Origin of the sequence: Burkholderia sp. (assembly GCF_018375725.1) — a bacterium.
Lineage (GTDB): Bacteria > Pseudomonadota > Gammaproteobacteria > Burkholderiales > Burkholderiaceae > Burkholderia.
The window spans coordinates 1-4,985 of record NZ_JAHACR010000298.1; the positions used below are offsets into that span (position 1 = coordinate 1).

General features: G+C 68.5%; 6 protein-coding genes. All 6 read right to left on the reverse strand.

Annotated features, from left to right (window positions below; all coding sequences use genetic code 11):
- Positions 1-161, reverse strand: a 161-nt coding sequence (locus KH616_RS21160; RefSeq protein WP_292250514.1) for an EscU/YscU/HrcU family type III secretion system export apparatus switch protein, incomplete at its 3' end; no start/stop codon positions are given.
- Between the two features lie 285 nt (positions 162-446).
- Complete coding sequence (locus tag KH616_RS21165) at positions 447-1,712, reverse strand: DUF3443 domain-containing protein (protein WP_292250510.1); 1,266 nt, start codon at positions 1,710-1,712, stop codon at positions 447-449.
- Between the two features lie 16 nt (positions 1,713-1,728).
- Positions 1,729-2,133, reverse strand: coding sequence for a DUF2844 domain-containing protein (locus tag KH616_RS21170; protein WP_292250515.1), 405 nt, complete (start codon positions 2,131-2,133; stop codon positions 1,729-1,731).
- A gap of 388 nt (positions 2,134-2,521) precedes the next feature.
- Complete coding sequence (cheZ, locus tag KH616_RS21175; RefSeq protein ID WP_292250511.1) at positions 2,522-3,256, reverse strand: protein phosphatase CheZ; 735 nt, start codon at positions 3,254-3,256, stop codon at positions 2,522-2,524.
- 1 nt (position 3,257) lies between these two features.
- Positions 3,258-3,653: a chemotaxis response regulator CheY gene (cheY, locus tag KH616_RS21180; protein ID WP_292250517.1), complete on the reverse strand. Its 396-nt coding sequence runs from the start codon at positions 3,651-3,653 to the stop codon at positions 3,258-3,260.
- A 63-nt stretch (positions 3,654-3,716) separates the two neighbouring features.
- Positions 3,717-4,817, reverse strand: a complete 1,101-nt coding sequence (locus KH616_RS21185) for a chemotaxis response regulator protein-glutamate methylesterase (protein ID WP_292250512.1) — start codon at positions 4,815-4,817, stop codon at positions 3,717-3,719.
- Positions 4,818-4,985 lie beyond the last annotated feature (168 nt).

A 4,985-nucleotide genomic window follows, 5' to 3' on the forward strand; every position in this document is an offset into this window, starting at 1 on the left:
CCGATCGGGCCGGCGAGCAGCCAGGCACCGTAGAAGCCCGCCGCGAGCAGCGCGAACGAAGCCAGTTCGCGCGAGCGCGCGACCTGCCCCTCTTCGCGCGCCTTCTCACGGCGCCTCGGAGTGGCGGCTTCGGTTCTGTCGAGATCGCTCTCGTCTGCCACGGTGCCTCCAGACGGACGCGGCGGGATGCCGCTTTCCAGTGACACCGATTATTCATGCAGCCGTCAACCGGCGATCGGTCGAGCAAAGCCGGGAAAGTGGGGTATTTCAGGGGATCGGGAAGATGCCCGGTCGCGGCAGCCGTGGCGTCGCGCCGACGCCGTGCCGACGCGCAGCGCCACGGCCCGCGCGATTCGTCGGGCGCGCGGCGCTCTGGAATGAAAAAGGGAGCGATTGCTCGCTCCCTTCGGCCCGGACGGGCCGTCCCGAACGGCTTCGCCGCGCCGTCAGTACGCGACGTAAGGCGCCGCGCCGCCGTTCGCAGTCAGATCCATCCCGAAGTAGATCGTCTTGCCATAGAAGTGCGGCAGGCCGATATCGAGCCATTTGGTCGAGCCGAACGGCCCTGCGATGTCGTTGAACGCGAACGACGCCGGGTTCGAGAACAGGGTGTCGGCATTCGCGACCGGCATCGTCACCGTGCTTTGCTTGCCGTTCAGGCCCGTGAGCGTCGCCGTGTAGTTCACCGTCGAGGCCGGACAGTAGAACTGCGTGCTCCGCGAACAAACGGTCTGCGACGAATCGTCGAAGAAGTACGCGTTCGAGCCGGTATCGAAGAACGCGCCGCCGCCGGTCGCCCCGGTGGTCAGGCTGCGCCCGAGGAAGGTCGCGTTGACGTCGCCCGTCGTCGTCGACGTCAGCACCGTCGACGCGCCGAGCGCGTTGTTCGTCCGCGTGCCGATGCCGAAGGTCAGCTGGCCGGTCGCGCTGCCCTGGCCGCTGCTCGAAATCTGCGGCATCTGCACGATCACGCCATTGTTGTCGGTCGCGAAGCGCTGAACCGGGTTGGCAACCTGTTTCGCCAGCGGCATGGTCGTCTGCGTGCAGCTCGCATTGCCGTTCGGGCACGCGTAGTACGTGCTCGACGTCGCCGTCGTGACACAGGTCGTGCCGCAATCGAACGGCGCAGGCCCGATGCCGAGAATGCCGTTCGCACCGAGCGCCGTCACCGAGTTGGCCGACGTGCGCAGGTTCGAACACGTGCCCGGCACGTTGGTCGTGCCGAGGTCGCCGATGATCTGCACCGGCAGCGAGCTCGCCACTTCGGCGCCGATTTTCAGGTCGACGATGCGCAGCGAACCCCACGTGTAGCTCGACACGAACTGGCCGCACTCGGCGATTTGCGCACCGCCGCTCGTCGTCTCGAAGGGCAGGCTGGACAGCACGCCCGACGCCGCGCTGCTGACGAGCCGCAGACCGTACGACGCGGTATCGACGAGCACGTTGTTGATGACCTGGCAGTTCGACGTGCCGGGCGCGCAGACCGTCACGCTGACGGTCGGGATATTGATGACGTTCGCGGCGCCCTGCGACACGGTGATGACAGCGGTGTTCGCCGCGCTGCCGGACGAGCCGCCGCTCGTGCCGCCCGAGGATGCCGACGACGATCCGCCGTCGCCGTCGCCGCCGCCGCACGCAGTGACCAGCGCGGCCGTCACGGCCCCGAGACTCAGTACGCCGAGCCAGCGAATGAAGGTTCGAGATTTACGCAAGATGGGCCTCCCGCCGTCACTGGATGTCGTTGCCGGTCATGCCGGCAGGCAGCGCCTGGGGCACCCACGCCTGTCCGGAAAACGCGCCCATATGGCCGCCCGTGCGGATCACGACGCCGCTCGTGTCGACGGACACGGGCGCACGCCAGCCGGCCGCCCGATGCGCTGCCTGGACGCCGGCGGTGTATTGCGGCGCATAACTGCCGAGGACCGATGAGAGATCCGGCATCGTCGGGCCTTGCCACGAGACGCCGAACACCGTGCCGGCAGAGGAGACATATTCGCGGACGACCGTGCCGGTGCCGAGCGTGAGCTCGCGCACCGTATACGCGGCCGCGCTCGCCGACGATCCGCCGGCCGAGCGCAGCGCGGGCTGCAGCGCGCGCACGCGCGCGGCGGTATCGGCAGCCGGCGGCGACATCGGTGCGCCGCCCAGTTCCGCCTGCGCGTGGACAGCCCACAGCACGCTCGTGCCGGCCGCCGCACAGGCGGCGATCCGTGCCAATCGGTTTGCTTTCACACTCCCCCCTCGGCACCGGCTTCGATCGTCATGGCTCAGCCGACCGATCCAGTGTCGCGATCCAGTTTGATTGAAAAACTGATGAAAGCCGTATCGCTCTCAGTGAAGCGTAGTATGCCTGCGCAGTGTGTCAAAGTGTCGAGGACACCGGGAAACCCCGATGGACGGCGCCAATCCGGCACACCGCGCCGATGCCGAACCGGCGCACGCGCCGCATCGGCCCGCAGTGCGCGGCGCCCGGGCCTGCCGGCGCGACGTGCGCCGGAAACACCGGGATCGCCCGATTTCGTCAGAAGCCGAGGCTCGCCAGCAGGTCGTCGACCTGCGCCTGATCCTGGACGACGTCGGCCTTGCCTTCCGGATTGATCTGCGGCCCGTTCAGCAGCGACTCGGGGCTGCCCGTGCTGCTCATCGTCTGCTCCGCCGCGAGCGCGGCAGCAGTCGCCGCGAACTGCTCGCGCCGCTCCGGCGCGATGTTCTCGATCAGCACGCCGAGCAGTTGCTGCTCGATCAGGTAGACCATGTCCATGATCTTCTTGATCACCTGCCCGGTCAGGTCCTGGAAGTCCTGCGCGAGCATGATCTCGAGCAACTGCGCGTTGGTCGCGGCCGTCGCGTCCGGCAGCGCGCGCAGGAACGCGCGCGTGTCGTCCATCAGCTCGCGCACTTCCGCCCGCTCGATCGGCCCCGCATACCACTGCTCCCAGCGCGCGTCGAGCGCCTCGGCCTCGTTCTGCATGCGCTCCTGCACCGGCTTCGCGATCTCGATCGCAGTCAGCACGCGTTCGGCCGCCTGCTCGGTCATCGTCGCGACATAGCGCAGCCGGTCGCGCGCGTCCGGCACGGCTTCCGCCGCACGCTCGACGTGCTTGTCGAGCCCGAGCTCGCGCATCGAATCACGCAGCGCGCGCGTGACCTGGCCGATGCGCGCGAGGATGCGGTCGCTCGCGAACTCGGCACCTTCGGGCTGGCTTTCGGCGGAAAAGCCCGCGCCGGCCAGCGCCGCGTGGATCGGCTCGTTCACGTCAGCTCCCGGCCTTGGCCATCTTGTCGAGGATCTTGTTCAGCTTCTCGTCGAGCGTCGCCGCCGTGAACGGCTTCACGACATAGCCGCTCGCGCCCGCCTGCGCGGCCGCGATGATGTTCTCCTTCTTGGATTCGGCCGTCACCATCAGCACCGGCAGATGCGTGAGCGCCGGATCCTTGCGGATTTCCTGAAGCATCGCGAGACCGTCGAGGTTCGGCATGTTCCAGTCGGAGATCACGAATTCGTAGCCGCCGCTGCGCAGCCGCGCCAGGCCCGCCGCGCCGTCTTCCGCCTCGTCGACGTTCGAATAGCCCAGCTCCTTGAGCAGGTTGCGGACAATCCGGCGCATCGTCGGGAAGTCGTCCACCACCAGGATTTTCATGTTCTTGTCCATCATCGTTCCTTTCCAGATTCGTTACCGTTGAGGCGCGCGCACGCCGCGCGCGCCCTGTGTCATTTACACGCGCTGCACGCGGTCGCCCATCGTCGCGAGCCGCGCCATCACGCGGCGGCTCATGTCCGACAGCGGCGACACATCGTCCGCGCCGCCGAGCGCGATCGCCTCGCGCGGCATCCCGAACACGACGCAGCTCGCCTCGTCCTGCGCGAACGTATAGGCGCCCGCGCGCTTCATTTCGAGCAGACCGGCCGCGCCGTCGCGGCCCATGCCGGTCAGGATCACGCCGATCGCGTTCTTGCCGGCGTGCGTCGCCGCCGAGCGGAACAGCACGTCCACCGACGGACGATGCCGGTTCACCGGCGGCTCGTCCGACAGATGTGCGACGTAGTTCGCGCCGCTGCGCGCGAGCAGCAGGTGTGCGTGGCCCGGCGCAATATACGCGTGGCCGGGCAGCACGCGCTCGCCGTGCTCGGCTTCCTTCACCGCGATCCGGCACAGGCCGTTCAGGCGCTGCGCGAACGACTTCGTGAAACCGGGCGGCATGTGCTGCGCGATCAGCACCGCCGGCGCGTCCGGCGGCAGCGGCGTCAGCACTTCGCGAATCGCCTCGGTGCCGCCCGTCGACGCACCGACGATGATCAGCTTCTCGGTACTGACGAGCGGGTTGTTGATCATCGGCGCAGCCGGGTGACCGGTCGCCGCGCGGGCGGCGGCCGCCGCGGCCTGCGGCTGCGGCGTCTGACGCACGCGCGCACGCGACGCCGCACGGATCTTGTCGGCGAGCTTCTCCGCATACTCGAGCATCCCGTCGCGGATCCCGACGCGCGGCTTCGTGACGAAGTCGACCGCACCGAGTTCGAGCGCGCGCAGCGTGATTTCCGAGCCGCGCTCCGTCAGCGACGACACCATCACGACCGGCATCGGCCGCAGGCGCATCAGCTTCTCGAGAAAATCGAGGCCGTCCATGCGCGGCATTTCCACGTCGAGCGTGAGCACGTCGGGATTGTGCTGCTTGATGAGTTCGCGCGCGACGAGCGGATCCGGCGCGGTCGCGCACACCTCCATGTCAGGCTGGCTGTTGATGATCTCGGTCATCAAGCTGCGGATCAGCGCCGAATCGTCGACGCACAATACTTTGATCTTCTGCACTGCGGTCATGCCTCCTGCTTTCGCGATACATTCTGGGCGGACGGGCTGCCGGCGACGCCGCCGCGCGCGCCGAACAGCTCGACCCGCGGCGCGGCCGCCACAGGCCTGCCCGGCTGGGAGGCGGCCGCCGCCGTGCCCGGCTGCGGCGCCGGCCGTTTCGCCGGAGCCGAGAACAGC

Excerpts from the sequence above, each read along its gene's own strand:
- KH616_RS21170 (WP_292250515.1), bottom strand. The coding sequence starts at position 2,133 with ATGTCGCCGCCGGCTGCCGATACCGCCGCGCGCGTGCGCGCGCTGCAG.
- cheY (WP_292250517.1), bottom strand. The coding sequence starts at position 3,653 with ATGGACAAGAACATGAAAATCCTGGTGGTGGACGACTTCCCGACGATG.
- KH616_RS21185 (WP_292250512.1), bottom strand. The coding sequence starts at position 4,817 with ATGACCGCAGTGCAGAAGATCAAAGTATTGTGCGTCGACGATTCGGCG.